Origin of the sequence: Streptococcus sp. 5905, assembly GCF_013276505.1 — a bacterium.
Lineage (GTDB): Bacteria > Bacillota > Bacilli > Lactobacillales > Streptococcaceae > Streptococcus.
Map to the genome: position 1 here is coordinate 123,514 of NZ_VMLC01000001.1, position 26,460 is coordinate 149,973.

30 protein-coding genes and 3 pseudogenes are annotated in these 26,460 nt (G+C 43.3%); 22 read left to right on the forward strand and 11 right to left on the reverse strand.

Annotated elements, in window-relative coordinates; genetic code table 11:
- Positions 1 to 99 precede the first annotated feature (99 nt).
- From fabK to HT680_RS00605, 11 genes and pseudogenes are all read left to right on the forward strand, one after another.
- On the forward strand, positions 100 to 1,074 hold the full coding sequence (gene fabK, locus HT680_RS00555; RefSeq protein WP_173257466.1) for an enoyl-[acyl-carrier-protein] reductase FabK: 975 nt from the start codon (positions 100 to 102) through the stop codon (positions 1,072 to 1,074).
- Positions 1,067 to 1,987, forward strand: a complete 921-nt coding sequence (gene fabD, locus HT680_RS00560) for an ACP S-malonyltransferase (RefSeq protein ID WP_173257468.1) — start codon at positions 1,067 to 1,069, stop codon at positions 1,985 to 1,987. The genes fabK and fabD overlap by 8 nt, the downstream gene beginning before the upstream one ends.
- Positions 1,988 to 2,032: 45 nt before the next feature.
- Positions 2,033 to 2,764, forward strand: coding sequence for a 3-oxoacyl-[acyl-carrier-protein] reductase (fabG, locus tag HT680_RS00565; RefSeq protein ID WP_001177612.1), 732 nt, complete (start codon positions 2,033 to 2,035; stop codon positions 2,762 to 2,764).
- A 28-nt stretch (positions 2,765 to 2,792) separates the two neighbouring features.
- Positions 2,793 to 4,028 (forward strand): beta-ketoacyl-ACP synthase II, encoded by a 1,236-nt coding sequence (fabF, locus tag HT680_RS00570; RefSeq protein ID WP_138099800.1) that lies wholly within the window; start codon positions 2,793 to 2,795, stop codon positions 4,026 to 4,028.
- Between the two features lie 2 nt (positions 4,029 to 4,030).
- Complete coding sequence (accB, locus tag HT680_RS00575) at positions 4,031 to 4,519, forward strand: acetyl-CoA carboxylase biotin carboxyl carrier protein (protein ID WP_173257470.1); 489 nt, start codon at positions 4,031 to 4,033, stop codon at positions 4,517 to 4,519.
- Entirely contained in the window at positions 4,516 to 4,938 is a 423-nt protein-coding gene (gene fabZ, locus HT680_RS00580) for a 3-hydroxyacyl-ACP dehydratase FabZ (RefSeq protein ID WP_000565515.1), read from the forward strand. Before accB ends, fabZ begins: the two co-directional genes overlap by 4 nt.
- Positions 4,939 to 4,949: 11 nt before the next feature.
- Positions 4,950 to 6,317, forward strand: a complete 1,368-nt coding sequence (gene accC / locus HT680_RS00585; RefSeq protein ID WP_173257472.1) for an acetyl-CoA carboxylase biotin carboxylase subunit — start codon at positions 4,950 to 4,952, stop codon at positions 6,315 to 6,317.
- Between the two features lie 35 nt (positions 6,318 to 6,352).
- Positions 6,353 to 7,219, forward strand: coding sequence for an acetyl-CoA carboxylase, carboxyltransferase subunit beta (gene accD / locus HT680_RS00590; protein ID WP_173257474.1), 867 nt, complete (start codon positions 6,353 to 6,355; stop codon positions 7,217 to 7,219).
- Positions 7,216 to 7,983, forward strand: coding sequence for an acetyl-CoA carboxylase carboxyl transferase subunit alpha (locus tag HT680_RS00595; RefSeq protein WP_084925309.1), 768 nt, complete (start codon positions 7,216 to 7,218; stop codon positions 7,981 to 7,983). The genes accD and HT680_RS00595 overlap by 4 nt, the downstream gene beginning before the upstream one ends.
- Before the next feature lie 154 nt (positions 7,984 to 8,137).
- Positions 8,138 to 8,320: pseudogene (gene briC / locus HT680_RS00600) on the forward strand (biofilm-regulating peptide BriC); the annotation flags it as partial.
- Positions 8,321 to 8,341: 21 nt separating this feature from the next.
- On the forward strand, positions 8,342 to 9,064 hold the full coding sequence (locus tag HT680_RS00605) for a type II CAAX endopeptidase family protein (protein WP_173258616.1): 723 nt from the start codon (positions 8,342 to 8,344) through the stop codon (positions 9,062 to 9,064).
- A gap of 46 nt (positions 9,065 to 9,110) precedes the next feature.
- Here the strand turns inward: HT680_RS00605 and nusB are convergent, their stop codons facing one another.
- The 9 genes and pseudogenes from nusB to gatC all read right to left on the reverse strand — a co-directional run bounded on the left by nusB (position 9,111) and on the right by gatC (position 14,772).
- Positions 9,111 to 9,533, reverse strand: a complete 423-nt coding sequence (gene nusB, locus HT680_RS00610) for a transcription antitermination factor NusB (RefSeq protein WP_173257476.1) — start codon at positions 9,531 to 9,533, stop codon at positions 9,111 to 9,113.
- Positions 9,526 to 9,915: an Asp23/Gls24 family envelope stress response protein gene (locus HT680_RS00615; protein WP_061415360.1), complete on the reverse strand. Its 390-nt coding sequence runs from the start codon at positions 9,913 to 9,915 to the stop codon at positions 9,526 to 9,528. The genes nusB and HT680_RS00615 overlap by 8 nt, the downstream gene beginning before the upstream one ends.
- 21 nt (positions 9,916 to 9,936) lie before the next feature.
- Complete coding sequence (efp, locus tag HT680_RS00620; RefSeq protein WP_000568642.1) at positions 9,937 to 10,497, reverse strand: elongation factor P; 561 nt, start codon at positions 10,495 to 10,497, stop codon at positions 9,937 to 9,939.
- 127 nt (positions 10,498 to 10,624) lie between these two features.
- Positions 10,625 to 10,903, reverse strand: a pseudogene (locus tag HT680_RS00625) (Asp-tRNA(Asn)/Glu-tRNA(Gln) amidotransferase GatCAB subunit B); the annotation flags it as partial.
- A pseudogene (locus HT680_RS09065) lies at positions 10,893 to 11,024 on the reverse strand (SPFH domain-containing protein); the annotation flags it as partial. The pseudogenes HT680_RS00625 and HT680_RS09065, both read right to left, overlap by 11 nt.
- An 81-nt stretch (positions 11,025 to 11,105) precedes the next feature.
- A complete protein-coding gene (locus HT680_RS00630) occupies positions 11,106 to 11,501 on the reverse strand; it encodes a hypothetical protein (RefSeq protein WP_042767944.1) in 396 nt (131 codons plus the stop codon).
- A gap of 57 nt (positions 11,502 to 11,558) precedes the next feature.
- Entirely contained in the window at positions 11,559 to 13,004 is a 1,446-nt protein-coding gene (gatB, locus tag HT680_RS00635) for an Asp-tRNA(Asn)/Glu-tRNA(Gln) amidotransferase subunit GatB (RefSeq protein ID WP_173257479.1), read from the reverse strand.
- On the reverse strand, positions 13,004 to 14,470 hold the full coding sequence (gene gatA / locus HT680_RS00640) for an Asp-tRNA(Asn)/Glu-tRNA(Gln) amidotransferase subunit GatA (protein WP_173257481.1): 1,467 nt from the start codon (positions 14,468 to 14,470) through the stop codon (positions 13,004 to 13,006). The genes gatB and gatA overlap by 1 nt, the downstream gene beginning before the upstream one ends.
- Positions 14,470 to 14,772 (reverse strand): Asp-tRNA(Asn)/Glu-tRNA(Gln) amidotransferase subunit GatC, encoded by a 303-nt coding sequence (gatC, locus tag HT680_RS00645; RefSeq protein ID WP_000705420.1) that lies wholly within the window; start codon positions 14,770 to 14,772, stop codon positions 14,470 to 14,472. The genes gatA and gatC overlap by 1 nt, the downstream gene beginning before the upstream one ends.
- Before the next feature lie 165 nt (positions 14,773 to 14,937).
- Between gatC and HT680_RS00650 the strand changes: the two genes are divergently transcribed.
- A complete protein-coding gene (locus tag HT680_RS00650; RefSeq protein ID WP_173257483.1) occupies positions 14,938 to 15,624 on the forward strand; it encodes a TIGR02206 family membrane protein in 687 nt (228 codons plus the stop codon).
- A 142-nt stretch (positions 15,625 to 15,766) separates the two neighbouring features.
- On the forward strand, positions 15,767 to 17,311 hold the full coding sequence (locus tag HT680_RS00655; protein ID WP_000155107.1) for a peptide chain release factor 3: 1,545 nt from the start codon (positions 15,767 to 15,769) through the stop codon (positions 17,309 to 17,311).
- 370 nt (positions 17,312 to 17,681) lie between these two features.
- Here HT680_RS00655 and HT680_RS00660 read toward each other — a convergent pair whose 3' ends face one another.
- Both HT680_RS00660 and sstT read right to left on the reverse strand, forming a co-directional pair.
- Complete coding sequence (locus HT680_RS00660) at positions 17,682 to 18,635, reverse strand: aromatic acid exporter family protein (RefSeq protein ID WP_173257485.1); 954 nt, start codon at positions 18,633 to 18,635, stop codon at positions 17,682 to 17,684.
- Positions 18,636 to 18,702: 67 nt separating this feature from the next.
- A complete protein-coding gene (sstT, locus tag HT680_RS00665) occupies positions 18,703 to 19,908 on the reverse strand; it encodes a serine/threonine transporter SstT (protein ID WP_173257487.1) in 1,206 nt (401 codons plus the stop codon).
- 148 nt (positions 19,909 to 20,056) lie between these two features.
- On the opposite strand from sstT, the gene HT680_RS00670 reads away from it, so the two are divergent.
- The 9 genes from HT680_RS00670 (at position 20,057) to HT680_RS00710 (ending at position 26,453) form a co-directional block, all read left to right on the forward strand.
- Positions 20,057 to 20,617: a mechanosensitive ion channel domain-containing protein gene (locus tag HT680_RS00670; protein WP_084946949.1), complete on the forward strand. Its 561-nt coding sequence runs from the start codon at positions 20,057 to 20,059 to the stop codon at positions 20,615 to 20,617.
- Positions 20,618 to 20,674: 57 nt separating this feature from the next.
- A complete protein-coding gene (locus tag HT680_RS00675; protein WP_000899719.1) occupies positions 20,675 to 21,583 on the forward strand; it encodes a magnesium transporter CorA family protein in 909 nt (302 codons plus the stop codon).
- A 17-nt stretch (positions 21,584 to 21,600) separates the two neighbouring features.
- The gene (locus HT680_RS00680) at positions 21,601 to 22,128 is read left to right on the forward strand and encodes a YqeG family HAD IIIA-type phosphatase (protein ID WP_061417481.1); all 528 of its coding nucleotides are present in this window, start codon (positions 21,601 to 21,603) and stop codon (positions 22,126 to 22,128) included.
- A gap of 2 nt (positions 22,129 to 22,130) precedes the next feature.
- Entirely contained in the window at positions 22,131 to 23,237 is a 1,107-nt protein-coding gene (gene yqeH, locus HT680_RS00685) for a ribosome biogenesis GTPase YqeH (protein ID WP_173257489.1), read from the forward strand.
- A 213-nt stretch (positions 23,238 to 23,450) separates the two neighbouring features.
- On the forward strand, positions 23,451 to 23,762 hold the full coding sequence (gene yhbY, locus HT680_RS00690; protein ID WP_000060169.1) for a ribosome assembly RNA-binding protein YhbY: 312 nt from the start codon (positions 23,451 to 23,453) through the stop codon (positions 23,760 to 23,762).
- Positions 23,763 to 23,812: 50 nt separating this feature from the next.
- Positions 23,813 to 24,442 (forward strand): nicotinate-nucleotide adenylyltransferase, encoded by a 630-nt coding sequence (locus tag HT680_RS00695; protein WP_173257491.1) that lies wholly within the window; start codon positions 23,813 to 23,815, stop codon positions 24,440 to 24,442.
- Positions 24,442 to 25,035 (forward strand): bis(5'-nucleosyl)-tetraphosphatase (symmetrical) YqeK, encoded by a 594-nt coding sequence (gene yqeK / locus HT680_RS00700; RefSeq protein ID WP_173257493.1) that lies wholly within the window; start codon positions 24,442 to 24,444, stop codon positions 25,033 to 25,035. The genes HT680_RS00695 and yqeK overlap by 1 nt, the downstream gene beginning before the upstream one ends.
- Positions 25,036 to 25,389, forward strand: a complete 354-nt coding sequence (rsfS, locus tag HT680_RS00705) for a ribosome silencing factor (protein ID WP_001003018.1) — start codon at positions 25,036 to 25,038, stop codon at positions 25,387 to 25,389.
- 323 nt (positions 25,390 to 25,712) lie between these two features.
- On the forward strand, positions 25,713 to 26,453 hold the full coding sequence (locus HT680_RS00710; RefSeq protein WP_173257495.1) for a class I SAM-dependent methyltransferase: 741 nt from the start codon (positions 25,713 to 25,715) through the stop codon (positions 26,451 to 26,453).
- Positions 26,454 to 26,460: the final 7 nt, after the last annotated feature.

Genomic DNA, 26,460 nt, shown 5'->3' on the forward strand with positions numbered 1-26,460 from the left:
GAGTAGGGGAGACCCGCTCCCTCTTGTTTAGGTAATAGTTTGAGACTCAAATGATAAACTCATCGAACTATTACGTAAGCAAGGAATGATGGAGGCACTATGAAAACACGTATTACAGAATTATTGAACATTGATTATCCTATTTTTCAAGGAGGAATGGCCTGGGTTGCAGATGGTGACTTGGCTGGTGCGGTATCAAAAGCTGGTGGTCTAGGGATCATTGGTGGTGGGAATGCACCTAAAGAGGTCGTAAAGGCTAATATCGATAAAATCAAATCACTTACGGACAAACCTTTTGGTGTCAACATCATGCTCTTGTCACCTTTTGTAGAAGACATCGTTGATCTCGTGATTGAAGAAGGGGTCAAGGTGGTTACAACTGGTGCAGGAAATCCAAGTAAATACATGACTCGTTTCCATGATGCAGGAATTACAGTTATTCCTGTTGTTCCAAGTGTTGCTTTGGCAAAACGCATGGAAAAAATCGGTGCAGATGCAGTTATTGCAGAAGGAATGGAAGCCGGTGGACATATTGGGAAATTAACAACGATGACCTTGGTACGCCAAGTTGCTGCAGCTGTTTCAATTCCAGTTATCGCAGCTGGAGGAATTGCGGACGGTGAAGGTGTCGCTGCAGGCTTTATGCTTGGTGCTGAGGCCGTTCAAGTTGGTACACGTTTCGTAGTAGCTAAGGAATCAAACGCTCATCCAAACTACAAGGAAAAAATCCTCAAAGCGCGTGATATCGATACGACAATTTCCGCTCAACACTTTGGACATGCTGTTCGTGCTATTAAAAATCAGTTGACACGTGACTTTGAGCAGGCTGAAAAAGATGCCTTTAAACAAGAAAATCCAGATTTGGAAATCTTTGAACAAATGGGAGCTGGTGCTCTTGCTAAAGCCGTTGTTCATGGAGATGTAGAAGGTGGATCTGTCATGGCAGGTCAGATCGCTGGTTTGGTTTCTAAAGAGGAAACTGTCGAAGAAATCCTAAAAGATCTATACTATGGCGCAGCCAAAAAAATTCAAGAAGAAGCCTCTCGTTGGGCAGGAGTTGTAAGAAATGACTAAAACAGCCTTTCTATTTGCGGGTCAAGGTGCTCAGTATCTAGGGATGGGACGAGACCTCTATGACCACTATCCTATCGTCAAGGAAACACTTGACCAAGCCAGTCAGGTTTTGGGTTATGACCTTCGTGATTTGATTGATAAGGAAGAAGCCAAGTTAAACCAGACTCGCTATACGCAACCAGCTATTTTAGCGACTTCGGTTGCTATTTACCGACTATTGAAAGAAAAAGGCTACCAGCCAGATATGGTAGCAGGATTGTCTCTTGGAGAATATTCTGCTCTTGTAGCAAGTGGTGCCTTGGACTTTGAGGATGCAGTTGCCTTGGTTGCTAAGCGTGGTGCTTATATGGAAGAGGCTGCACCTGCAGGCTCTGGGAAGATGGTTGCCGTTCTTAATACTCCAGTTGAAGTGATTGAGGAAGCTTGCAAAACTGCTTCTAAAGTCGGCATAGTGACTCCAGCTAACTACAATACTCCAAGCCAAATCGTCATTGGTGGAGAGGTGGCTGCAGTTGACCATGCGGTCCAACTCTTGCAAGAAGCAGGAGCCAAACGATTGATCCCCCTAAATGTATCTGGTCCTTTCCATACAGCCCTTCTTGAACCAGCCAGTCAGCAACTAGCTGAAGCTCTTGAGGGAGTGAGTTTCGCTGATTTCACTTGCCCACTAGTTGGCAATACGGAAGCTACTGTTATGGAAAAAGATCGAATCCAAGAGCTTTTGACGCGTCAGGTCAAAGAACCTGTTCGTTTTTATGAAAGTATTGCTGTGATGCAGGATGCTGGGGTAACCAACTTTATTGAAATTGGCCCTGGAAAGGTCCTGTCAGGCTTTGTCAAAAAAATCGATAAAACAGCTCAGCTAGCTAACGTTGAAGACCAAGCAAGCTTGGATGCTTTGTTAGGAAACTAATGATCCCTTCTCCCACAAAATACAACAGGAAATAGGAGAAATAGAATGCAACTTACAAACAAAAATGTCTTTGTAACAGGTTCAAGTCGTGGTATCGGACTTGCCATTGCTCACAAATTTGCCCAACTAGGTGCGAATGTAGTCTTGAATAGTCGCGGAGCAATTTCAGAAGAATTGCTGGCTGAGTTTTCAAACTATGGTGTCAAAGTAGTACCGATATCAGGTGATGTTTCAGACTTTGCAGATGCCAAGCGTATGGTAGATCAAGCGATTGCAGAACTCGGTTCTGTTGATGTTTTGGTCAACAATGCTGGGATCACTCAAGATACGCTTATGCTCAAGATGACCGAAGAAGACTTTGAAAAAGTGATTAAGATCAACTTGACAGGTGCCTTCAACATGACGCAAGCAGTCTTGAAACAGATGATCAAGGCACGTGAAGGTGCGATCATCAACATGTCTAGTGTGGTCGGTTTGATGGGAAATATCGGACAAGCCAACTATGCGGCTTCTAAAGCAGGTTTGATTGGTTTTACCAAGTCGGTTGCACGTGAAGTTGCCAATCGTAATGTGCGCGTAAATGCTCTTGCACCAGGAATGATCGAGTCGGATATGACTGCTGTTTTGTCTGATAAGGTCAAGGAAGCGACATTGGCCCAAATCCCAATGAAACATTTCGGTCAAGCAGAACATATCGCAGATGCTACAGTGTTCCTGGCTGGACAGGATTATTTGACTGGACAAGTTCTCGCTGTTGATGGCGGACTTAGCATGTAAAAAATAAGGAAAGATATAGGTAAGACAGATGAAACTAAATCGAGTTGTAGTAACAGGTTACGGATTGACCTCTCCAATCGGAAATACTCCAGAGGAATTTTGGAACAGTTTGCAAACTGGGAAGATTGGAATTGGAGAAATCACTAAGTTTGACCACAGCGACTTTGCTGTGCACAATGCGGCAGAAGTTCAAGATTTCCCATTTGATAAATACTTCGTCAAAAAAGATACCAACCGTTTTGACAACTATTCTTTGTATGCCTTGTATGCGGCTCAAGAAGCGGTGACAAATGCTAATCTTGATGTAGAAGCAATCGATAAAGATCGCTTTGGCGTCATCGTGGCTTCTGGCATTGGGGGAATTAAAGAAATCGAAGATCAGGTTATCCGTCTTCATGAAAAAGGTCCAAAACGCGTTAAACCAATGACACTTCCAAAAGCCTTGCCGAATATGGCTTCAGGAAATGTTGCGATGCGTTTCGGAGCAAACGGTATCTGTAAATCAATCAATACAGCCTGTGCCTCATCAAATGATGCGATTGGGGATGCCTTCCGCTCTATCAAGTTTGGTTTCCAAGATGTCATGTTAGTTGGAGGATCAGAAGCTTCTATCACTCCATTTGCCATTGCTGGTTTCCAAGCTCTGACAGCTCTTTCTACGACAGAAGATCCTACCCGTGCTTCTATTCCATTTGACAAAGATCGTAATGGTTTTGTGATGGGAGAAGGATCTGGTATGTTGGTGCTTGAAAGTCTGGAACACGCTGAAAAACGTGGTGCAACTATCTTGGCTGAAGTGGTTGGTTATGGAAATACTTGTGATGCTTATCATATGACTTCACCTCATCCAGAAGGTCAAGGTGCCATCAAGGCAATTAAATTGGCTTTGGAAGAGGCAGAGATTTCTCCAGAGCAAGTGGCTTATGTCAATGCCCACGGAACTTCAACTCCTGCTAATGAAAAAGGAGAAAGTGGTGCGATCGTAGCTGTTCTTGGTAAAGAAGTACCTGTATCTTCAACCAAGTCATTTACAGGACACTTGCTTGGAGCTGCAGGAGCGGTAGAAGCAATCGCTACAATCGAAGCAATGCGCCATAACTTCGTGCCAAAAACAGCTGGAACAAGCGAGTTGTCAGACTATATCGAAGCGAATGTCGTTTATGGACAAGGCTTGGAGCAAGAAATCCCTTATGCTATTTCAAATACTTTTGGTTTTGGTGGACACAATGCGGTTCTTGCTTTCAAACGTTGGGAGAATAAATAATTATGAATTTAAATGAGATCAAGGACTTGATGGCTCAATTTGACCAATCAAGTTTGAGAGAATTTTCTTATAAAAACGGAGCGGACGAATTGCAGTTCAGTAAGAATGAAGCAAGAATGGCTTCTGAAGCTCCAGCTCAAATTGTTCCAGCGCCAGCTGCAGTGGTTGCTAGTCCAGTAGTTTCTGCCCCTTCAACTCCAGTAGAGAGTACTGTGGAAGAAGCTCCAGCACCAGCTGAAACGACGGTTGCTCCGGAGGGTGATGTTGTTGAGAGCCCACTTGTAGGGGTGGCTTACTTGGCTGCTGGACCAGATAAACCTGCCTTCGTCACAGTTGGAGACAGTGTTAAAAAAGGCCAGACTTTGGTGATCATCGAAGCCATGAAGGTCATGAATGAGATTCCTGCACCTAAGGATGGTATGGTGACAGAAATTCTCGTTTCAAATGAAGAAATGGTTGAGTTCGGTAAAGGATTGGTACGTATCAAATGATCGATATTCAAGGAATCAAAGAAGCTCTACCCCATCGCTACCCTATGCTCCTAGTGGACCGTGTCTTGGAAGTGAGCGAGGATACCATTGTTGCCATTAAAAATGTGACTATCAACGAACCTTTCTTCAATGGTCATTTTCCTCAATACCCAGTCATGCCAGGTGTTCTTATCATGGAAGCCTTGGCCCAGACTGCTGGTGTCTTGGAATTGTCCAAACCTGAAAATAAAGGGAAACTGGTCTTCTATGCTGGCATGGACAAGGTTAAGTTCAAGAAGCAAGTTGTACCAGGTGATCAATTAGTCATGACAGCTACTTTTGTCAAACGTCGTGGTACGATTGCTGTGGTTGAAGCAAAGGCTGAAGTAGATGGTAAGCTTGCAGCGAGTGGTACTCTTACCTTTGCAATTGGAAACTAAGGAGGTTCTCCATGTTTCGTAAAATTTTGATTGCCAACCGTGGTGAGATTGCGGTTCGCATTATTCGAGCTGCGCGTGAATTGGGCATTGCGACCGTGGCAGTTTATTCAACTGCTGATAAGGAAGCTCTTCACACACTCCTAGCGGATGAAGCTATCTGTATCGGACCTGGTAAGGCGACAGAATCTTATCTCAATATCAACGCTATTTTATCTGCTGCAGTCTTGACTGAAGCAGAAGCCATCCACCCAGGTTTTGGTTTCCTTAGCGAAAACTCCAAGTTTGCCACGATGTGTGATGAAGTAGGGATTAAGTTCATCGGTCCTTCTGGAGCTGTGATGGATACCATGGGAGATAAGATCAATGCGCGTGAGCAAATGATCAAGGCTGGTGTTCCAGTTATTCCAGGATCTGATGGTGAAGTCCACACGGCTGAAGAGGCCCTTGCAGTTGCAGAAAAAATTGGCTATCCAGTCATGCTTAAGGCATCGGCAGGTGGTGGTGGAAAAGGGATTCGTAAGGTTGAAAAGGCAGAAGACTTGGTCGCAGCCTTTGAGACAGCATCTAGTGAAGCCAAGGCCAACTTTGGAAATGGCGCTATGTATCTTGAGCGTGTGATTTATCCAGCTCGTCATATCGAAGTTCAGATTCTTGCAGATCAAGAGGGTCATGTTGTCCATCTTGGTGAACGGGACTGTTCACTCCAACGGAATAACCAAAAGGTCTTAGAAGAAAGCCCATCTATTGCGATTGGCAAAACCCTTCGTAATGAAATTGGTGCAGCAGCCGTTCGTGCAGCAGAGTCTGTAGGCTATGAAAATGCAGGGACGATTGAATTTCTTCTTGATGAAGCGAGTGGCAATTTCTACTTCATGGAAATGAATACTCGAGTGCAAGTTGAACACCCAGTCACAGAGTTTGTTTCAGGTGTTGATATCGTGAAGGAACAGATTCGCATTGCGGCCGGGCAACCTTTACCTTTCAAACAAGAAGATATCGTCCTACGAGGTCATGCTATCGAGTGCCGGATCAATGCAGAAAATCCAGCATTTAACTTTGCCCCAAGTCCAGGGAAAATTACCAATCTCTATCTACCAAGTGGTGGAGTTGGCTTGCGCGTGGACTCGGCAGTCTATCCAGGCTATACCATTCCTCCTTACTATGATAGTATGATTGCTAAAATCATTGTTCATGGGGAGAATCGTTTTGACGCTCTTATGAAGATGCAACGGGCACTTTATGAACTTGATATTGAAGGAGTGCAAACCAATGCAGAGTTCCAGTTGGATCTGATTTCAGACCGCCGAGTTATCGCTGGTGACTACGATACTTCCTTCTTGATGGAAACTTTCTTGCCAAAATACCAAGAAAAGGAATAGACTTTCAAATAGTATGAGAACTAAAAGGGGGAGTTATGGCTCTATTTAGTAAAAAGGATAAGTATATTCGGATCAATCCTAACCGTTCCGTAAGGCAGAAACCACAAGCCAAGCCTGAGGTTCCGGATGAACTCTTCTCTCAGTGTCCTGGTTGTAAACACACCATTTACCAAAAGGATCTTGGGAGCGAACGAATTTGTCCCCATTGTAGCTATACTTTCCGTATTTCAGCTCAGGAACGCTTGGATTTGACGATTGATTCTGACAGCTTTGTGGAAATGTTTACAGGTATTGAAACTCAAGATCCATTAAACTTTCCTGGTTACCAGAAAAAACTAGCTACTATGCGTGAAAAGACAGGTTTGGATGAAGCAGTACTGACTGGTACAGCTAGCATCAAGGGACAAAAAGTTGCCCTTGGGATCATGGATTCTAACTTTATCATGGCTTCTATGGGAACCGTTGTGGGTGAAAAAATCACGCGCTTGTTAGAGTATGCAACGGTAGAAAATTTGCCAGTCGTACTTTTCACAGCTTCTGGTGGAGCCCGTATGCAAGAAGGAATCCTGAGCTTGATGCAGATGGCTAAGATTTCTGCGGCAGTTCAACGTCATTCCAAGGCAGGACTTTTTTACCTAACTATTTTAACCGATCCGACAACAGGTGGGGTGACCGCTTCTTTTGCTATGGAAGGTGATATTATCCTGGCGGAGCCTCAGAGTTTGGTTGGTTTTGCTGGGCGTCGTGTTATCGAAAATACAGTTCGTGAGACCTTGCCAGATGACTTCCAAAAGGCAGAATTTTTGCTTGAACATGGATTTGTTGATGCAATTGTTAAACGGAGAGAATTGCCTGAAGCAATTGCTAAATTAGTAAGATTGCATGGAGGAAGTCGCGGATGAATATTGCAAAAATAGTCAGAGAGGCACGCGAGCAGAGTCGCTTGACCGCACTTGATTTTGCCAATGGAATCTTCGATGAATTTATCGAATTGCATGGAGATCGCTCTTTCCGAGACGATGGTGCGGTCATTGGTGGAATTGGCTGGTTAGGTGACCAAGCAGTCACAGTCGTCGGTATCCAAAAGGGGAAAAGTCTTCATGACAACCTCAAACGAAATTTTGGGCAACCTCATCCAGAAGGCTATCGCAAGGCTCTTCGCCTGATGAAACAGGCAGAGAAGTTTGGCCGTCCAGTTGTGACCTTTATCAATACGGCGGGTGCTTACCCAGGTGTTGGAGCTGAGGAACGTGGACAAGGGGAAGCAATTGCCCGAAACCTGATGGAAATGAGTGACCTCAAGGTTCCAATCATTGCGATTATTATTGGTGAAGGAGGATCTGGAGGTGCATTAGCACTAGCCGTAGCTGACCGTGTCTGGATGCTGGAAAATTCGATCTATGCCGTGCTCAGTCCAGAAGGCTTTGCCTCTATCCTTTGGAAGGATGGGAGTCGTGCCATGGAGGCGGCAGAGTTGATGAAAATCACTTCACACGAACTCCTAGAAATGGGAATCGTAGACAAGGTAATCTCAGAAGCAGGCCTCTCCAGTAAGGAACTGCAAGCTCGTGTTAAAAATGAATTGCGTGCAGAACTAGATAGGTTGCAAGAACTACCACTCGACCAACTTATCGAAGAACGTTACCAACGCTTTAGAAAATACTAAGAATGACTAAATGAGACTAGAAAGGTCTCATTTTTTATGGAAAAATGCAATTCAGGACGAAAAATTGTCAGATGAGGAGATGGACTATAAAATAGACAAAAAGATGTATACTGTAGATGTGAGCCTACAACAATATTTTAAGAAGGTACTTAATATGACAGGTACAGAAACATTTACAGTTCTTTCGTCTGAAGACTTAGACCAAGTTCCAGATGGTCTTGCTGTTTGGGAAGATGGTTATGGTAGGCGGTTATATTATAGAGAATTTGCACCCTATATGGGGCAAGAGGCACTTAATTCTTATAGAGATGCTTGGAAGTACGGCTTCCGAGCAGGAGAATCTTTCAAAAAAAGTACGATGAGAAACACAAAGAAACTAAGACAATTTGGAATATTTTTGCTTATTATTTTACTATCTACCTATTTACCACAAACAATTGGATTGTATGTGGCAATCATTTTAGGGTTAGGCGCTGATGTCTATTCTCTTATTTTAACAATAGGATTAGTAGGAATTTGCCTTCTATTAATTTGGTGGTTAAAAAAGCAAAAGATGCTCTTTATCTTTGAGAAAAAGAGCTGGAACTGGTCAACTATCTTTTACTTATTTGCATGTTATGTGGTTCATCAGATTCTCGGTAATTTTTGGACACGCTATGCTCATTTGATTAATGCTAGGAATATTCATGATGTCTATTTTGCGGTGATTCTTTCAAATGGACAACCAACTTTTTTATCTACAGTTCTTAGTTTTATCTTAACAGTCGTTATTGGTCCTATTTTGGAAGAGACGTTTGATCGTGGGTATTTTATGAACACCTTCTTTCCTAAGTCAAAGTACTATTTAGATGTCATCTTATCAGGCCTTATCTTTGGGCTTAGTCATTTGATACTATCTCACCGAGACCCAATTAGTTTATTATATTATAGTCTGATTGGTTTCTTTTTCGCTCTTGTCTATCGTTCTACAGACAATCTTCGATTGACCATCCTGTGCCATAGTTTTTTCAACTTTCTCAACTATGCAAAACCTATATGGATTTTTATTTACAATTACATCTATTACCACTTTTTAAGATAGTGGGTAGCAAAAAAAGTGTTTGATATTTGTCAAACACTTTTTCTATTTACTGTTCTTCTGTTACAAACTGGCTGAGCAGCCCATTGATAAAACGGGCAGATTTTTGATCTGAGAAGTTCTTTGCAAGCTCGATAGCTTCATTAACAGCAACTAGCTGAGGGGTGTCAAATGAAGTGATTTCAAAGACTCCCAAGCGAAGGAGGTTTCTCTCCACGAGCGTTAAACGTTCAATGGTCCAACCTGCTTTTAAATGCTGTGTGATTTGCTTGTCTAGCTCTTCCTTTTTAGTTTGAACACCAGAAACGAGCTCTGTCAAAAAGGCTGGAAGTTGCACATCCGTATCTTCATGATCGTGTGTGTAGGCGAAACGACAAGCAGTTTCGACATCTGTATCAAACTCCAAGCTCATGAGAGCTTGAAAAGCGCATTTACGGAGCTCACGTCTAGATTCTAATAGTGGACTAGTCATTGAGGAAGTCCTCGTCAAACAAGTCTTTCAAGTCAGGTTTTGGTGTTTTATCTGGAACGATACCTGCAACGTGGATATTGATAGCAGTGAGTTCTACATCAGCCATATTGCGGACTGCATCTTTGACAGCTTTCTGGATAGCAACAGCTACCTTAGGAACTTTTACTCCATACTCAAGATAGAGGTAGATATCTGCTGTGAGTTCTTCGTCCACGTTTTTAAGATAAACGCCACGACCGAGAGAAAGTTTTGAAAGGGTATCAGACACTGATTTGTTTGAAAAAGAGTGTACACCCTCTACTTTTGCTGTAGCAATAGCAATGATTTTTTCAAGTACACGTGGGGCGATAACGATTTCGCCAAGTTGTTCTTCAATTCCCATAGAATGACCTCTTTCTAGAGATTAGGCACGAGAAACGTAAGTTCCTTCTGCAGTGTTGATAACGAGTTTTTGTCCTGCTTCGATGAAGTCTGGAACGTTTACGACAAGTCCAGTTTCCATAGTTGCTGGTTTACCAGAACCTGTAACAGTAGCACCTTTGATAGATGGTTGAGTTTCTGCAACTGTCAATTCGACAGTAGTAGGAACGGTAACACCGATCACTTCAGTTCCGTAGAATTGGATCTTCACTTCTGAGTTTTCAAGGATGTAAAGCAATTCATTTTCAACGTTTACGACTGGAATTTCGTATTGGTCGTAAGTTTCTGTATTCATGAAGTAAGCTGTGTCATCCATTTTGTACAAGTATTGAGCTGGAACAGTCTCGATGATGGCTTGTTCAAATTTTTCCTCTGGACGGTAGCTTGTGTCAAATGTAGAACCAGTACGGACATCACGCAATTTCATACGCATGATTGTGTTTCCTTTACCTGGTTTGTGGTGGCTAGCTTCCAAAACGCGGATCAATTTTCCGTCAGCTGTTTCAAAGGTCATACCAGCTTTTAATTTACTTGCTTCAATCATGTTTTTACCTCTTTAATAAATATTATTACTCTTCATTTTACCATAAAATGCTCTGGAAATAAAGCCAAAATAGTTATTGGGAGTTGGTAGAGAAGAAAAAACCAACCTTAGGGCTGGTTTTTTCTGTCTAGTTCTCTTTCAACTTGGCCAATTCCTGGGCGAGTAGTTTAAGGGCAACTTGTGGGTTGGCTTGTCCTTTGGTTGCCTTCATGAGGAAGCCTGTGAAGGCCTTGTCTGCGTTGCGTTTACCGGACTTGAAGTCGGCAACGGCTGCTTCATTATCTGCGAAGATTTGGTGAATGATTGGAATCAGAATATTTGGATCAGAGATTTGCACCAAGCCCGCTTTTTCCACGTATTCACGCGCGCCACCGCCATTTTTAGCTAGGTGGACAAAGACTTTCTTGGTAGTAGCTGAGGTCTTTAAGAAAGATATTGGTTGCTTCAATCCCGTAGAGACCTGTCCAAACCTTGTTGACCTCTCGTTTAGCAAGTTCGCTAAAGGTATCTTGATTGTCATTGGGGTTATTGAAAAGGTGGATTTTATAACTCGAATGATTATTAAACTATTTAATAACCTTTAAAAATCATCTAATATATACTAGGCGTTATTTACTAGCATTTAGCTTCTTTATGGAATGGCGCTCGATGAGCCATCCCACAATCCATCCTATTACTAGCAAGTAATTTTCAAAAGCACCGATAGCATTTACAGGAGAGTGATACTCCATATAATTGAGTAAGTGATTTGTTCCTATTCCAATTCCGCCAATAATGAGAGCAAGAAGTGCGATTCGTAGATAGAACCAATCGTATTTAATATTGACAGCGAGAATAATAATCAATACAGCTAAATTCCATATTCCAATTTCTCGTTGCCAACCAGCAGATATTCCGTACCCGGAGTGGCTTCCCATGTACGATGGAAAGAAAATTTGTAGTATAGAAGCGCCTAACATAGCGATGATGACTAAGACAAATAGCAATCGTAAAAATTTGTTCATTTATTCTCCTTGTCTCATTCTCGTCTTAAAAGTAGAAAAAAGTGTATAAAGAGTAAATTACTCACTTTCTTTCAACTTCGTCAATTCCTGTGCAAGGAGTTTAAGGGCGACTTGTGGGTTGGCTTGGCCTTTGGTTGCTTTCATAAGGAATCCTGTGAAGGCCTTGTCTGCGTTGCGTTTACCTGATTTGAAGTCGGCAACAGCTGCTTCGTTATCCGCAAAGACTTGGTGGATGATTGGAATCAGAACATCTGGATCAGAGATTTGCACCAATCCAGCTTTTTCCACGTATTCACGCGCGCCACCGCCATTTTTAGCCAGATGGACAAAGACTTTCTTGGCAATCTTAGAGGAGATGGTACCATCTTCGATGATGGCAATCATTTCAACCAAGTTTTCTGGTGTCAATTCGATTTGTTCTAGTGTTTTGCCTTCAGCATTCAAGAACTGAGCGACTTCACCTTGGAGCCAGTTAGAGACTTGTTTGGCATCGCCACCGAGGGCAACAGCTTTTTCAAAGAAATCAGAAGTGACTTTGTTTGCAGTTAACTGGCTAGCGTCATAGTCTGACAAGCCAAGGTCAGCAACGTAGCGCGCACGGCGTTCTTTTGGAAACTCTGGCAATTCAGTGCGCATTTCCTCAATCCACTCGTCTGAGATTTCAAAGAGTGGGAGGTCTGGTTCTGGGAAGTAGCGGTAGTCTGCAGCACCTTCTTTGACACGCATGAGGATAGTTGCCTTGTTAGCTTCATCGTAACGGCGTGTTTCTTGGCGGATTTGACCACCTGAGCGAAGGATTTCAGCCTGACGTTGGACTTCGTATTCGAGACCCTTGCGAACATTTGAGAAGGAGTTGAGGTTTTTTAACTCAGTCTTGGTACCGAATTTTTCTTGTCCATAAGGACGAAGGGAGATGTTGGCATCCACACGCATAGAGCCTTCTTCCATCTTAACGTCAGAAATACCAGCGTACTGGATGACTTCCTTTAGGGCTGTTAGATAAGCATAGGCTTCTTCTGGCGAGCGCATGTCAGCTTCAGATACAATCTCAATCAATGGTACCCCTTGGCGGTTGAGGTCAACATAAGAGTAGCCATCTGTACCGTGGGTGTTTTTACCAGCATCTTCTTCTAGGTGGGCGCGTTCGATACCGATTTTCTTGGTCGTACCGTCTTCTAGCTCCACTTCAATCCATCCGTTGTAGCCGATTGGCTCATCAAACTGAGAAATTTGGTAGGCTTTTGGATTATCAGGATAGAAATAGTTCTTGCGGTCAAAGTGCATCTTTTTGTGGATGTCCATGTTGAGGGCAAGAGCTGCCTTGATACCGGCATCGACGACACCTTTATTGAGGACAGGTAGTACGCCAGGGAAAGACCAGTCAATCACGTTGGTGTTGGCATTTTGGTCGTTTCCGAAGTGGGCAGAAGTAGGTGAGAAGATTTTTGAATTGGTGTTGAGCTCTACGTGGACTTCAAGTCCAATGACTGTTTCAAAGTTCATTAGTTGTCACCTCCAAAAATCACGGGTTGTTGTTTGTGGTAGTCTGTTGTTGCTTCAAAAGCAGCAGCAGCTTGGTAAATGGTTTCCTCAGAGTACTTAGGACCGATCAATTGGAGACCGACAGGTAGACCTTGAGAGAATCCAGCAGGAATCGAAATTCCTGGGAGACCAGCCAAGTTGACAGGGATGGTCAAAAGGTCAGCCAAGTACATGGCAACTGGGTCGTGGTTGAGTGAGTCCAAATCATAGGCAACACTTGGAGCGGTTGGTCCCAAGATCAAGTCGTAATCCGCAAAGACTTTTTCGAAATCTTGGATGATGAGGGTACGGACTTGACCAGCTTTCTTGTAGTAGGCATCGTAGTAACCTGATGAAAGACTGAAAGTACCTAGCATGATACGGCGTTTCACTTCTTCACCGAAACCTTGGCTACGGCTGTTTACATAGATTTCATCAAGGTTGCTTGCATTTTCTGCGCGGTAGCCGTAACGGATACCGTCAAAGCGTTGCAAGTTTGATGAGGCTTCTGATGAAGCGATAATGTAGTAAACGGCAACACCGTATTTAGAGTGAGGAAGGCTAACTTCTTCGACGATGGCACCAAGTTTTTCAAAGTGTTTAGCGGCATTCAGAATGGTTTCCTTAACCTCTGGGTCAATCCCTTCACCAAGGTATTCCTTAGGCAAAGCGATTTTCATGCCTTTGATATCTTGACCGATTTTTGAAGTAAAGTCAGCAATGCGGACAGGAGCAGAAGTAGAGTCTTTAGCATCTTCGCTAGCAATCGCGTTGAGCAAGAGGGCATTTTCTTTAACAGTTGGAGCAAAAGGTCCAATCTGGTCTAAAGAGCTACCAAAGGCAATGAGACCGAAACGAGAAACTGTTCCGTAGGTTGGTTTGAGACCAACGATCCCGTTAAAGGCAGCAGGCTGGCGGATAGAACCACCAGTATCAGAACCAAGTGACAAGCGAACTTGACCTGAAGCTACAGCTGCAGCAGAACCACTTGATGAACCACCAGGAACCTTGCTGTGGTCCCAAGCATTTTTAGTGGCACCGTAGTGAGAAGTTTCACCTGATCCACCCATGGCAAACTCGTCCATGTTGGTTTTTCCAACAACGATCATGCCCTTGGCTTTTGCATTGGCAACGGCTGTTGCATCAAAGATTGGCTCGTAGTTGTAGAGCATTTTTGAGGCAGCAGTTGTGAGGATGCCGTCGGTAGAGATATTATCCTTAACAGCCAGTGGAATTCCTGAAAGAACATTATCCGCGTCGATTCCAGTCTCGTCAATAGCTTTAGCTTGAGCAAGGGCTTGGTCTTCAGCAATGGTGACAAAAGCGTTGATAGCTGTCTCGCGAGACTTGATATCTTCAAGCGTGGCTTGGGTCAATTCAGTTGCTGAAATTTCCTTAGAGACAAGGAGATTGTGCAACTCTTCAATGGTTTTGTTATTAAAAGTCATTAGGCATCTCCTCCATCATCTAGGATAGCTGGTACCTTGATATAGTAGTTTTCTTTTTCAGGTACGTTTTTAAACAAGCGGTCACGGTCTGTCCCTTCTTCGGCCACATCAGGGCGAAGTACGGTCTTGCGGTCAGCCATGGTCGTAGTAGGTGCGACACCAGTTGTGTCGACTTCGCCCAGCAATTCAACCATGTCAACAATTTTAGACAAGGTTGTCGCAAAGGCAGCAGTTTCTTCTTCAGAGAATCTTAATTTTGAAAGATTGGCAACGTGTGTCACCTCTTCTTGCGTAATTTTCATCTTGCATCCTTTCGTGAAATGATGATTTTTAGTCTGTTCTATTTTACCATATTTTCCTATAAATAAGGGAGCCGAACTGAAAAGAAATAGAAATTGAAAAATCGCTTTTAATTCGCTATAATGGTTAAACTAGAGAATAGAGAAAATAAGGGTTAGGATAAAAATATGTTCCATCAATTTATCACTAGATCTCAGACGGTTCCTCCTCCCATTTCCCTCTTTTGGTATGGGATTATGATGCTTACTCTAGTGCTTTGTATTTATGGAGCACTTGCTTATCACAAAAATCCGAAATTTGTCCGCTTGTTTAAGGGGATTCAGATCCTCCAGTTACTAGCCCTATATAGCTGGTATGTTGGTTTTGGGATTCCATTTTCAAACAGTCTCCCTTTTTATCATTGCCGTTTGGCTATGTTTGCGGTGGTTTTCTTGCCAGATAAATGGCGGAGCAAGCAATTTTTTGCCCTCTTAGGAGCAAGTGGAGCGGTCTTTGCCTTGGTTTACCCCGTTTTTGACCCCTATGACTTTCCCCATATCACCAGTTTTTCATTTTTGATTGGACACTATGCCCTTTTGGTCAATTCCTTGATTTACTTGATGAATCACTATGACAAGACCTTACTTAAGAAATATATGATTGTAGCCTATACCTTTATCCTCAATCTCTTTCTAGTTGGGGTTAATCAGGTGACTGGTGGAAATTATGGCCTCTTAAGGGATACACCATTTATCTCGAATGCTCCTCTATGGATAAAGTACCTCCTTGTGTCGGTTATTCTTTCTCTAGCTTTGCTTCTTTTTGATATCTTGTTCAAAAAACGGTGGAAAAAGAGAAAGGATGTCAAAGTCTAGCCTCGTTTTTGGTCTGATGGATGATTGAAAAACTCCCCAAAATCCGATATAATGGAGAGTTGAAAGGAATGGTAAAATCCAATGTAAAAATCATTCTTAGCTACTGAAACAACTAAAATAGAAAATCAAAGAAAGAGAACTTATGACTATTCAAGAAGAAATCAAGAAACGCCGTACTTTTGCCATTATCTCTCACCCGGACGCGGGTAAAACGACTATTACAGAGCAATTGCTCTATTTTGGGGGAGAGATTCGTGAGGCTGGTACCGTAAAAGGTAAGAAAACAGGGACTTTTGCTAAGTCTGACTGGATGGATATCGAGAAACAACGTGGGATTTCGGTCACTTCATCTGTTATGCAGTTTGACTACGACGGCAAACGCGTCAACATCCTAGACACGCCAGGGCACGAGGACTTCTCAGAAGACACCTATCGGACCTTGATGGCGGTGGATGCTGCGGTCATGGTCGTGGACTCTGCCAAGGGTATTGAGGCCCAAACCAAGAAATTGTTTGAAGTTGTGAAGCACCGTGGCATTCCAGTCTTTACCTTTATGAACAAGCTGGACCGTGACGGTCGTGAGCCACTGGATCTCTTGCAAGAACTAGAAGAAGTACTAGGTATTGCGAGTTATCCAATGAACTGGCCAATCGGGATGGGGAAAGCTTTTGAAGGCTTGTATGACCTTTATAACCAACGCTTGGAACTTTATAAAGGGGATGAACGTTTTGCCAGTCTGGAAGAAGGGGACAAACTCTTTGGAAGTAACCCATTTTATGAGCAAGTCAAGGATGATATTGAGCTTTTGAACGAAGCAGGAAATGAGTTTTCGGAAGAAGCTATTTTAGCTGGTGAGCTAACCCCGGTCTTCTTCGGTTCAGCCCTCACTAATTTTGGAGTGCAGACTTTCCTTGAGACCTTTCTCAAGTTTGCTCCAGAACCTCATGGACACAAGAAGACAGACGGAGAGATTGTCGATCCTTATGACAAGGATTTTTCAGGCTTTGTCTTTAAAATCCAAGCCAACATGGACCCTCGTCACCGTGACCGTATCGCTTTTGTCCGTATCGTTTCGGGTGAATTTGAGCGTGGCATGAGTGTCAATCTGCCTCGTACTGGGAAGACTGCCAAACTATCTAATGTCACTCAGTTTATGGCGGAAAGTCGTGAGAATGTGACCAATGCCGTGGCAGGTGATATTATTGGGGTTTATGATACAGGTACTTATCAAGTTGGGGATACGCTAACTGTTGGGAAAAACAAGTTTGAATTTGAACCACTGCCAACCTTTACTCCTGAGATTTTCATGAAAGTTTCTGCCAAGAACGTCATGAAACAAAAATCCTTCCACAAGGGGATTGAACAATTGGTGCAGGAAGGAGCTATTCAGCTTTATAAGAATTACCAAACGGGCGAGTACATGCTAGGCGCTGTTGGTCAACTCCAGTTTGAAGTCTTTAAGCACCGCATGGAAGGCGAGTACAATGCGGAAGTGGTCATGAGCCCAATGGGTAAAAAGACCGTTCGTTGGATCAAGCCTGAGGACTTGGATGAACGGATGTCATCAAGCCGAAATATCTTAGCCAAAGACCGTTTCGACCAACCAGTCTTCCTCTTTGAAAACGATTTTGCCCTCCGCTGGTTTGCGGATAAATATCCAGATGTAGAGTTGGAGGAAAAGATGTAAATCGTTACAAATGACTAGCAACATAAAGTTGCTGTCATTTGACGGTAACCGCTATGGCGGTCTACCTAAACGCTTCACTAGGAAAAATCCACGAATATTATCGATTCGTGGATTTTTCCGTCGTAACCACGTTTTACAAATGAAATCGATTTGTAAAACTCAGTGTCGTAGTTCAGTAAATTTATTTGAATGTGTAACAACCTAAGTAACTAACGCCAAGTTTCTATGGAACTTGGCTAGGCGCTCCACTAATAAAGTTTTACGAATAGTATCGATTCGTGGATTTTTTCATATAGTAAAGGTAATTGAAGTCAAAGGTAAATTAAAAACCCCAGAGAAATCATGGTATGTGAGTTCTTCTGAGGTTTTTCTAGTTTCCATATTTCTGGTAAAAATCAACTTTGACTTGAATGAAGGTTTCAGCTTCGCGTAGTAGTTGCAGGAGGGTGGCACGGGTCTCAAACTCCTCGCGTGTTTTAGGGAGATTCCGGTTGCGGAAGACTTGCAGATAGCGTTCGATGTCACCAAGTAGGTCATGAGCAGGATTGGTCTGGCTTAGCTGGGCAGCAATCTTTGAAAAGAGCTGTGCCAAGATCAAACTCTCACTTGCGGCCAGGTGGCAGGTATTGATCTGCTGGGCCATATTTCGCAGGATACGACTTTGCCGCTGTCTCATCTCAAAGTAGTGGATGTGATAGTCTGTCTGGTGAAAGAGGTGGTCTGAGTGATCCAGATAGACAAGCTTAAGGGCTTCATCAAGGAGCTCATCTAATTCATCAACGAGTTGGGCTTGATTGCGTCCGTCTCCTCTTGACAGATAGTATTTAAAACGAAGCAGGATGTCTTTTAACTTTTCTTCGACCTGAAGGTGGTAGCTTTGGATGGCTTTCTCACGAGAGGGCATATAAAGGTTGACCAATAGAGCAAAGCTTGTCCCGATGAGAAAGAGGAGCACTTCATTAAGCAAGAGCTCTGGAGAGGTAGACTTCTGTACCAAGAGATGACTGACCAAGACACTGCTAGGTGTGATGCCGATTTCCCAGCCCATTTTATAGGCTAGGGGCACGTAGAGAGCCAGATAGAGGCCGAGACTCCAAATGTGATAACCTGTCATTTGAAAGACTAGAACACCTATAGCCAGTGCTAGGAGCATGGAAAAGAGGCGGTTACAGGCTAATTTCAGCGTGCTTCTGCGCGTGTCGGAGAGGCTTAAGAGAGCGATAATTCCAGCTGAAACTGCTGACGATAAATCTAAAAAATAAGCGAGAAAACAAGCAAGGCAGGTCGCTAAGATCAGTTTTGTCGTACGTTGGGTGATAGACATGAGAATTTCCTATAATACTAGAATAAGAGTATAAAAGACAAGGCTTGGAAGACTTGTCTTAAAAAATCTATTTTTTACGTGCCGACGCGTACTCAGCTACTGCTGTAAAGAGGACGTCGGTAGAAGAGTTCAGGGCAGTTTCGCAGGAATCTTGGACGACACCGATGACAAAACCAACTCCGACTACCTGCATAGCAACGTCATTTGAAATCCCAAAGAGACTACAAGCGACGGGAATGAGGAGGAGTGATCCACCAGCGATTCCAGAGGCTCCGCAGGCAGAAATGGCAGCCACTACACTGAGCACAAAAGCTGTACCAAAGTCGACAGAGATTCCTAGCGTATTGACTGCAGCTAGAGTCAGAATGTTAATGGTTACGGCTGCGCCAGCCATGTTAATAGTGGAGCCAAGGGGAATAGAAACAGAGTAGGTATCTGGATTGAGTCCAAGATCTTGGCAGAGTTTCATGTTGACAGGGATATTAGCGGCAGAACTACGAGTAAAGAAAGCTGTAATTCCACTGACACGCAAACATTTAAAAACAAGGGGATAAGGATTTTTTCTCATAAGGAGAAAGGCAATGAGGGGATTGATGACAAGGGCCACAAAAGCCATAGTTGCAATCAAGAGTCCTAGCAAAATTCCGTAGTTAGCAAGGCTGGTAATTCCTTTATCAGAGATGGTCTTGAAGACCAAGCCCATAATTCCGAAAGGTGCCAAATTGATAATCCACTCCACAATCTTGGAAGTTACACCAGCCATGGTTTTGAGCAATTCCTTGCTGTTTTTGCTAGCTTCTCTCATAGCAAGTCCAAAGACAACAGCCCATGATAGAATTCCAATATAGTTAGCTTTGACGACGGCGTTGAGGGGATTGTCTACGAGATTTAGCAGGAGGTTGCTGAGAACTTGACCGATGCCGTCTGGTGGGGCAATCTCTGTGCTCGCACTGCTGAGAGTAATCTGGACTGGGAAGAGAAAACTAGCCAGTACAGCAATCAAGGCAGCTGCAAAGGTACCGAGTAGATAGAGAAAAATAACGGTCTTCATATTGGTATCTTGCCCTTTTTGATGTTGTGAGAGGGCATTTGCGACGAGGGTAAAGACCAAGACAGGAGCGATGGCTTTCAGACCCCCAACGAATAGGTCACCGAGAATGCCGAGCCCCGACAGACTAGGAAAAAGTAGCCCTAGAGAGGCTCCGAGAAGCATGCCGATTAGGATACGTTTGATGAGGCTGGCCTTGTTCCAGGCTCGAATGATTCTTTTCATAATAGTCTCCTTCAAAGTGTATTGTTTATGATTATAGTATAAATATGCCGTTGAGGCAAGTCTTTTTTTGAGTTTGGGGGAATATCGGAATATTTATGAGGGATTTGAACGGGATGATTTGTGGTATAATACTAAAAAGGAGTTTTGTATGCAAGAATTTTTTCAACGTTATCTTGATAAATTGGATGTAACAACTGTATTAGAGAATGTCTTGACCAAGGTGATCTCTCTTTTGATTCTCTTTCTGTTGTTTTATATAGCTAAAAAGATGCTTCATGCGACTGTCCGAAAGATTGTCAAGCCCTCGCTTAAATTTTCAAATCGGGATGCAGGCAGACAAAAGACCATTTCTCGTTTACTTGAGAATATTTTTAACTACACCCTTTATTTCTTTTTGATTTACTGTATCTTGTCCATTTTAGGATTGCCAGTTTCCAGCCTCCTTGCTGGGGCAGGAATTGCTGGGGTTGCCATTGGGATGGGGGCACAAGGCTTTCTATCCGATGTCATCAACGGCTTTTTCATCCTCTTTGAACGCCAGCTCGATGTGGGCGACGAAGTGGTCCTCACAAATGGTCCTATTACCGTATCTGGAAAGGTTGTCAGTGTAGGAATTCGTACGACCCAACTTCGCAGTGACGACCAAGCCCTTCATTTTGTTCCTAACCGAAATATCACTGTTGTTAGCAACTTCTCTCGTACAGAGTAGGTCTGCTATTTTAGCAGATTTGTGGTACAATAGAAAGAGTTTGGTAAAGGAGAGAGTATGCTATTTGTAGAGAAAAAACTAGGTCACAATTGTACCTGGATAGACCTTGATGTGGACAAGATTAAAAACATGGAAGATCTTTCTGACGTCTATGGATTGGACAAGGAAACCATCGAGTATGCTCTAGATAGAAATGAACGAGCCCACATGGATTATAACCGTGAAACGGGGACGGTAACCTTCATTTATAATGTTCTTGATTTAGAAAAAGACAAGGAATATTATGAAGCGATTCCGATGACCTTTATCGTTGAAAAACAACGGTTGATCACTATCAGCAATCACAAGAATACTTATGTGATTAAACGCATGGCGACCTATCTTGAAAGCCATGAAATTATTTCAATCTACAAATTTCTTTTTGCCAGTTTAGAGATTATTAGCAATGCTTATTATCCAGTTATTGAAGAGATGGATAAAAGTAAGGATGAAATCAGTGCACTTCTTCGTCAAAAAACAACTAAAAAAAATCTCTTTGCCCTTTCTGACTTGGAAACCGGTATGGTTTACCTGACAGCTGCTGCTAAACAAAATCGTCTCCTCTTGGAACACATACAAGGGCATGCTCTTTATCGCAATCTTAATGAGGTAGAAAGAGAGCAGTTTGATGATGCTATGATTGAAGCGCATCAGTTGGTTTCGATGACAGACTTGATTTCTCAAGTTTTGCAACAACTCTCAGCCTCTTACAACAACATCCTAAATAATAATCTAAATGACAATTTGACAACTTTGACAATTATCTCAGTCTTGCTGGCTATCCTTGCGGTTATTACAGGATTCTTCGGAATGAATGTCCCTTTACCGTTTACAGATGAACCAAATGCTTGGATTTATATTTTGATAGCTAGTCTCATTTTATGGGCAGTCTTAGCCCAATGTTTAAAGAAAATTGCTAGAAATTAAAAAGAAAAGGAGCCAGAATGGCAATTGAAAATTACATGCCAGATTTTGCTGTGGAAGCGGTCTATGATCTGACAGTCCCAAGCCTGCAGGCGCAGGGGATCAAGGCTGTTTTGGTCGATTTGGATAATACCCTCATTGCTTGGAACAACCCTGATGGGACGCCAGAGATGAAGCAATGGCTACATGACCTTCGTGACGCAGGTATTCGTGTCATCGTGGTCTCAAATAACACCAAAAAACGAGTTCAACGTGCAGTTGAGAAATTTGGAATTGATTACGTTTATTGGGCCTTGAAGCCTTTCACATTTGGGATTGACCGTGCCATGAAGGAATTTCACTATGAGAAAAATGAAGTGGTCATGGTCGGCGACCAGCTCATGACGGATATTCGCGCAGCCCATCGTGCAGGCATTCGCTCAATCTTAGTCAAACCTTTAGTCCAACATGACTCGATCAAAACGCAAATCAACCGAGCTCGTGAGCGCCGTGTTATGCGAAAAATCACTGAAAAATACGGACCGATTACATATAAAAAAGGAATTTAACTATGGAAGAAATTCTCTGTATTGGTTGTGGAGCAACCATTCAGACGACAGACAAGACTGGTCTTGGATTTACTCCTCAGTCAGCACTTGAAAAAGGGTTGGAGACTGGTGAAGTCTATTGCCAACGCTGTTTTCGTCTCCGCCATTACAATGAAATCACAGATGTCCAGTTGACGGACGATGATTTCCTCAAGCTCTTGCACGAGGTGGGAGACAGTGATGCCTTGGTGGTCAATGTCATTGATATCTTTGACTTTAATGGCTCTGTCATCCCAGGCTTGCCACGTTTTGTATCGGGCAATGATGTCCTCTTGGTCGGAAATAAAAAAGATATTCTGCCCAAGTCAGTTAAACCGAGCAAGATTAGCCAGTGGCTCATGGAGCGTGCCCACGAAGAAGGGCTTCGTCCAGTGGATGTCGTCCTAACTTCGGCTCAGAATAAGCATGCCATCAAGGAAGTCATTGACAAAATTGAGCACTACCGTAAGGGGCGTGATGTCTATGTGGTCGGTGTGACCAATGTTGGAAAGTCAACCCTTATCAACGCTATTATCCAGGAAATCACGGGCGACCAGAATGTCATCACGACTTCACGTTTCCCAGGAACAACCTTGGACAAGATTGAGATTCCGCTTGACGACGGATCTTATATCTACGATACACCGGGGATCATTCATCGCCACCAGATGGCTCACTACTTGACAGCCAAAAACCTCAAGTATGTCAGCCCTAAAAAGGAAATCAAGCCTAAAACCTATCAACTTAACCCTGAGCAAACCCTGTTTTTAGGTGGTTTAGGACGGTTTGACTTTATTTCAGGAGAAAAACAAGGCTTCACAGCCTTCTTTGACAATGAACTCAAACTCCACCGTACTAAGCTAGAAGGCGCTAGTGCCTTTTATGACAAGCACCTTGGAACCCTTCTGACACCACCAAATAGCAAAGAAAAAGAAGATTTCCCAAAACTAGTCCAGCATGTATTTACCATTAAGGACAAGACAGACCTGGTCATCTCAGGCCTAGGCTGGATCCGCGTAACAGGCAACGCCAAAGTCGCCATCTGGGCACCAGAAGGCGTCGCAGTCGTCACACGAAAAGCCATTATTTAAACACAGAAAGGAAAGGGTTGTTTTTATTAAGGCGAGCGTTGCGAGCCCGTAGAGAATACTTTTCACCGTGGTGTCAGTTGGTACAAGTGATTGTACCAACTGCGGAAAATTTGAGACCTCAGGCTCAAATTTTAGTCATGAAAGTCCGAAGGACTTTGCTGACGTCCGTCACCACTTTAGAAAAGTATAAAAAGAAACTCTTTTAAAGAAATTATGTCATTAACATCAAAACAACGTGCCTTCCTCAACAGCCAGGCACACACCCTCAAACCCATCATCCAAATCGGGAAAAATGGACTTAACGACCAAATCAAAACAAGTGTTCGTCAGGCTCTTGACGCCCGCGAATTGATTAAAGTCACGCTCTTACAAAACACAGATGAAAACATCCACGAAGTAGCTGAAATCTTGGAAGAAGAAATCGGTGTGGATACGGTTCAAAAAATCGGACGCATCTTGATCTTATTTAAACAATCTAGCAAGAAAGAAAATCGCAAGATTTCTAAAAAAGTCAAAGAAATCTAAAACCCTACTCCAAGAACTGTTTTTACAGAGAATTAAAGGAAGACGAGCCTATGGCAATCGAATTATTGACTCCCTTTACCAAGGTAGAGTTGGAGCCAGAAATCAAGGAGAAAAAACGCAAACAAGTCGGGATTCTAGGTGGGAATTTTAACCCTGTTCACAATGCCCATCTTGTTGTGGCGGACCAAGTACGACAACAGTTAGGACTGGATCAAGTTCTGCTCATGCCCGAATACCAACCACCTCATGTAGATAAAAAGGAAACCATCCCCGAGCGCCATCGGCTCAAGATGCTTGAGTTGGCGATTGAGGGGATTGAAGGCCTGGCCATTGAAACCATTGAGTTAGAGCGCAAGGGCATTTCCTACACCTACGACACCATGAAGCTTCTAACTGAGAAGAATCCAGATACGGATTATTACTTCATTATAGGGGCTGATATGGTGGACTATCTGCCTAAGTGGTACCGAATTGATGAGCTGGTCGACATGGTTCAGTTTGTTGGAGTTCAGCGCCCACGCTATAAGGCAGGAACTTCCTATCCAGTTATCTGGGTGGATGTGCCTCTCATGGACATTTCCTCTAGCATGGTGCGTGACTTCATTGCCCAAGGTCGGAAACCTAACTTTCTCCTACCTCAGCCAGTGCTAGACTACATCGAGAAGGAGGGGCTTTACTGATGGCATACCAAGACTATATCAACTGTTCCCGTGAGGTTTTGTTGGAAAGAATGGCAGAGCTTCTACCTGAAAAACGTTTAACCCATTGTTTGGGTGTGGAGCGTGCAGCCATAGAACTAGCCCAGCGATTTGGAGTCGATGCCGAGAAAGCAGGTCTAGCAGGCCTTCTTCATGATTATGCTAAAAAGCTGTCAGATCAGGAATTTCTAGACTTGATTGACCGATATCAGCTAGATCCTGACCTCAAAAACTGGGGCAATAATGTCTGGCATGGAATGGTTGGCATCTACAAGATTCAGGAAGATTTGGATTTGCAAGACTCTGAAATCCTGCGAGCCATTGAAATTCATACAGTTGGTGCTGGTCAGATGACAGACCTAGATAAAGTTGTCTACGTCGCAGACTATATCGAGCACAATCGTGCCTTTCCAGGCGTGGACCAGGCGCGTGAAATTGCAAGTTTGTCACTCAATAAGGCAGTGGCCTATGAAACAGCTCGTACCGTGGAGCATCTAGCTCATCAGGGATTCCCTATCTATCCCCAAACCCTTGAAACCTATAACGCCTTTGTGCACTATTTGAAAGAGGACTAAATGAACGAAAAAGAATTACTAGAACTAGTCGTGAAAGCGGCTGATGAGAAACGTGCGGAGGATATCCTTGCACTTGACGTACAAGATTTGACCAGCGTGACGGACTACTTTGTTATCACTAGCTCGATGAATAGCCGTCAGTTGGACGCTATTGCTGATAACATTCGTGAAAAAGTAGCTCAAGCAGGCTTTAAAGGCAGCCATGTTGAAGGCGATGCAGCTGGAGGCTGGGTTTTACTAGACCTCGGTGGTGTTGTTGTGCATATCTTCTCAGAAGAAATGCGTGCCCACTATAACCTAGAAAAACTATGGCATGAGGCGGATTCTGTAGATATTTCTGAAGCCTTGGCCTAGTAGATGAACTCAGTTGCAGTCAACTGGGTTTTATTTGCTTATTTTAGAAGGAAAGTGATAGAAAGGTAAGGGCGTTGTGTTTAGTTCATCTCGAAACTGAACACGAGCTAAAAGCTCCGAGAAAAAGAGTAACTTCCTTTGTATCTGACGATACAGCAGAAAGTTACCTATTTTATCCGTGCTTTTAACGCTCTTTGTATCTTAGAAAGGATTTGAACCCGTCCTGTAATTCTCGGAAAATAGACAGCCTTCCTTGGAGCTCGGCTCCATCGTCAGGCTCCTAATTTTCTATCGAATTACAGGCGGACTTGGTATCATGATTTATGGCGACTTATGAAACCTTTGCGGCTGTTTACGATGCTGTGATGGACGATAGTTTATACGATAAATGGACGGATTTTTCCCTCCGTCATTTGCCAAAGACCAAGGAGAGAAAGAAACTCTTGGAATTGGCTTGTGGGACAGGTATCCAGTCTGTGCGCTTTTCTCAAGCTGGTTTTGATGTAACTGGACTTGATTTGAGCGCGGATATGTTGAAGATTGCTGAAAAGAGAGCTACTTCAGCCAAGCAAAAGATTGATTTTATTGAAGGCAATATGCTGGATTTATCTAAGGCAGGTAAATATGATTTTGTCACTTGCTATTCGGACTCTATCTGCTACATGCAGGATGAGGTGGAGGTAGGAGACGTCTTTAAGGAAGTGTATAATGCCCTCAATGAAGACGGAGTTTTCATCTTTGATGTGCATTCGACCTACCAGACGGATGAGGTTTTTCCAGGCTATTCCTACCATGAAAATGCGGAAGATTTTGCCATGCTTTGGGATACCTATGAGGATGCGGCTCCTCACTCCATCGTGCATGAGTTGACTTTCTTTGTCAAGGAAGCGGACGGTTCCTTTAGTCGCCACGATGAGGTGCATGAGGAGCGGACTTATGAAGTTTTGACCTATGATATTTTGCTGGAGCAGGCTGGTTTCAAGTCCTTCAAACTCTATGCGGACTTTGAGGACAAGGAGCCAACAGAAACCACTACCCGTTGGTTTTTTGTCGCGCAGAAGTAGGAGAACA

What these genes read in the sequence shown, in the direction of transcription:
- fabK (WP_173257466.1), top strand. Translation starts at nt 100, where the DNA reads ATGAAAACACGTATTACAGAATTATTGAACATTGATTATCCTATTTTT.
- fabD (WP_173257468.1), top strand. Translation starts at nt 1,067, where the DNA reads ATGACTAAAACAGCCTTTCTATTTGCGGGTCAAGGTGCTCAGTATCTA.
- fabG (WP_001177612.1), top strand. Translation starts at nt 2,033, where the DNA reads ATGCAACTTACAAACAAAAATGTCTTTGTAACAGGTTCAAGTCGTGGT.
- fabF (WP_138099800.1), top strand. Translation starts at nt 2,793, where the DNA reads ATGAAACTAAATCGAGTTGTAGTAACAGGTTACGGATTGACCTCTCCA.
- accB (WP_173257470.1), top strand. Translation starts at nt 4,031, where the DNA reads ATGAATTTAAATGAGATCAAGGACTTGATGGCTCAATTTGACCAATCA.
- fabZ (WP_000565515.1), top strand. Translation starts at nt 4,516, where the DNA reads ATGATCGATATTCAAGGAATCAAAGAAGCTCTACCCCATCGCTACCCT.
- accC (WP_173257472.1), top strand. Translation starts at nt 4,950, where the DNA reads ATGTTTCGTAAAATTTTGATTGCCAACCGTGGTGAGATTGCGGTTCGC.
- accD (WP_173257474.1), top strand. Translation starts at nt 6,353, where the DNA reads ATGGCTCTATTTAGTAAAAAGGATAAGTATATTCGGATCAATCCTAAC.
- HT680_RS00595 (WP_084925309.1), top strand. Translation starts at nt 7,216, where the DNA reads ATGAATATTGCAAAAATAGTCAGAGAGGCACGCGAGCAGAGTCGCTTG.
- HT680_RS00605 (WP_173258616.1), top strand. Translation starts at nt 8,342, where the DNA reads ATGAGAAACACAAAGAAACTAAGACAATTTGGAATATTTTTGCTTATT.
- nusB (WP_173257476.1), bottom strand. Translation starts at nt 9,533, where the DNA reads ATGACTAGTCCACTATTAGAATCTAGACGTGAGCTCCGTAAATGCGCT.
- HT680_RS00615 (WP_061415360.1), bottom strand. Translation starts at nt 9,915, where the DNA reads ATGGGAATTGAAGAACAACTTGGCGAAATCGTTATCGCCCCACGTGTA.
- efp (WP_000568642.1), bottom strand. Translation starts at nt 10,497, where the DNA reads ATGATTGAAGCAAGTAAATTAAAAGCTGGTATGACCTTTGAAACAGCT.
- HT680_RS00630 (WP_042767944.1), bottom strand. Translation starts at nt 11,501, where the DNA reads ATGAACAAATTTTTACGATTGCTATTTGTCTTAGTCATCATCGCTATG.
- gatB (WP_173257479.1), bottom strand. Translation starts at nt 13,004, where the DNA reads ATGAACTTTGAAACAGTCATTGGACTTGAAGTCCACGTAGAGCTCAAC.
- gatA (WP_173257481.1), bottom strand. Translation starts at nt 14,470, where the DNA reads ATGACTTTTAATAACAAAACCATTGAAGAGTTGCACAATCTCCTTGTC.
- gatC (WP_000705420.1), bottom strand. Translation starts at nt 14,772, where the DNA reads ATGAAAATTACGCAAGAAGAGGTGACACACGTTGCCAATCTTTCAAAA.
- HT680_RS00650 (WP_173257483.1), top strand. Translation starts at nt 14,938, where the DNA reads ATGTTCCATCAATTTATCACTAGATCTCAGACGGTTCCTCCTCCCATT.
- HT680_RS00655 (WP_000155107.1), top strand. Translation starts at nt 15,767, where the DNA reads ATGACTATTCAAGAAGAAATCAAGAAACGCCGTACTTTTGCCATTATC.
- HT680_RS00660 (WP_173257485.1), bottom strand. Translation starts at nt 18,635, where the DNA reads ATGTCTATCACCCAACGTACGACAAAACTGATCTTAGCGACCTGCCTT.
- sstT (WP_173257487.1), bottom strand. Translation starts at nt 19,908, where the DNA reads ATGAAAAGAATCATTCGAGCCTGGAACAAGGCCAGCCTCATCAAACGT.
- HT680_RS00670 (WP_084946949.1), top strand. Translation starts at nt 20,057, where the DNA reads ATGCAAGAATTTTTTCAACGTTATCTTGATAAATTGGATGTAACAACT.
- HT680_RS00675 (WP_000899719.1), top strand. Translation starts at nt 20,675, where the DNA reads ATGCTATTTGTAGAGAAAAAACTAGGTCACAATTGTACCTGGATAGAC.
- HT680_RS00680 (WP_061417481.1), top strand. Translation starts at nt 21,601, where the DNA reads ATGGCAATTGAAAATTACATGCCAGATTTTGCTGTGGAAGCGGTCTAT.
- yqeH (WP_173257489.1), top strand. Translation starts at nt 22,131, where the DNA reads ATGGAAGAAATTCTCTGTATTGGTTGTGGAGCAACCATTCAGACGACA.
- yhbY (WP_000060169.1), top strand. Translation starts at nt 23,451, where the DNA reads ATGTCATTAACATCAAAACAACGTGCCTTCCTCAACAGCCAGGCACAC.
- HT680_RS00695 (WP_173257491.1), top strand. Translation starts at nt 23,813, where the DNA reads ATGGCAATCGAATTATTGACTCCCTTTACCAAGGTAGAGTTGGAGCCA.
- yqeK (WP_173257493.1), top strand. Translation starts at nt 24,442, where the DNA reads ATGGCATACCAAGACTATATCAACTGTTCCCGTGAGGTTTTGTTGGAA.
- rsfS (WP_001003018.1), top strand. Translation starts at nt 25,036, where the DNA reads ATGAACGAAAAAGAATTACTAGAACTAGTCGTGAAAGCGGCTGATGAG.
- HT680_RS00710 (WP_173257495.1), top strand. Translation starts at nt 25,713, where the DNA reads ATGGCGACTTATGAAACCTTTGCGGCTGTTTACGATGCTGTGATGGAC.